The organism is Treponema sp. R6D11 (genome assembly GCF_054786075.1).
The window spans coordinates 1-1298 of the sequence record NZ_BDHD01000350.1 but is presented as its reverse complement, the minus strand read 5'-3'; the positions used below and the strand labels follow the sequence as shown (position 1 = coordinate 1298).

Sequence of the window (1298 nt, the reverse complement as noted above, 5' to 3'; positions counted from 1 at the left end):
GTACAGAGTTATGACAATGCCTTCTGCGACTAAAATGTTTTCTTTTTTGGAAAAAGTAACCCCCGATATTATACTTTTAGATATTGAAATGCCGGATATTGACGGTTTTACAGCTCTTGAGAAATTAAAATCCAATAACTTATGGACTAACATTCCTGTTATGTTTTTAACCGGACGCACAGACACGGAAGTGGAAGTGCGCGGATTTGAAATGGGAGCGGTGGATTTTGTTTTAAAACCTTTTTCCGCGCCTGTGTTGTTAAACAGAATTATGACCCACCTTAATATTGATGAATTAATCCGCGAACGGACGGCTCAGTTAAGCAGGCTTCAGAACAGCATTGTTTCGGTTTTGGCAAATATTGTCGAAAACCACGACAAAGATACAGGCGGTCATATTGAGCGTACATCGGCTTACATAAAAATTTTAATTACCGAAATGAAAAAGCGCGAGGTTTATAAAGAATTAATTTCAGATTGGGATATCGAGAAAGTTATTGCTTCGGCGCGTATGCATGATTTGGGAAAAATTACTATTTCCGACTTAATCGTAAACAAACCCGGTAAACTTACAGAAGAAGAGTATGCGATTATGAAAACTCACGCCGCGGAAGGTGAGCGTATAATTGATAAAATTATCGCGCAGACGGGCGAGGGCGAATTTTTGCGTAATGCTAAATTATTCGCTGGAAGCCATCATGAACGCTGGGACGGAAAAGGATATCCAAATATGCTTAAAGGCGAAGAAATTCCCCTGCAAGGACGTATTATGGCGATTGTAGATGTGTACGATGCTCTTGTTTCCGAGCGTCCGTATAAAAAAGCATTTACAGACGAAGATGCGGTTAAAATTATTATGGAAAATTCAGGAACGCACTATGATCCCAAAATAGCGGAAGTATTTTTTGAAGTAAAAGACCTTTTTAAAGAGGTAAGGGCGAATATTAATGTTTTTTAATAAAGATAAAAAAATAAGAAAACAAACTCGTCTGCTTGATGCAGTAAATACAGCCGCCACCATTCTTTTGGCTGCTAATAAAGAAATTCCTTTTGAAACAATATTATTAAAAAGTTTTGATCTTATCGGTCACTGTCTTGATGTTGATCGCGTCCAGATTTGGCGTAACGAAATTATTAACGGCGACAGACATTTTGTTTTAAGGTACGAATGGCTTAGCGAAGCCGGCAAAAAATTCAGGCAAATTCCTTATGGGTTGCATTTTCCGTACAGCATGAAGAGAATTGATACCAGTAGAAGTAATTTGTATTCGGGTTAAACATAGAAACATCATCTACTC

Annotated in this window: 2 protein-coding genes; both read left to right on the top strand. The window is 38.0% G+C overall.

The window, feature by feature from the left end:
* Positions 1–958: response regulator (locus ACYVTD_RS13030; RefSeq protein WP_461248173.1), on the top strand; the 958-nt coding region annotated here is incomplete at its 5' end.
* Complete coding sequence (locus ACYVTD_RS13025) at positions 948–1277, top strand: hypothetical protein (protein WP_461248172.1); 330 nt, start codon at positions 948–950, stop codon at positions 1275–1277. The genes ACYVTD_RS13030 and ACYVTD_RS13025, both read left to right, overlap by 11 nt.
* Positions 1278–1298: the final 21 nt, after the last annotated feature.

What these genes read in the sequence shown, in the direction of transcription:
- ACYVTD_RS13025 (WP_461248172.1), top strand. Translation starts at nt 948, where the DNA reads ATGTTTTTTAATAAAGATAAAAAAATAAGAAAACAAACTCGTCTGCTT.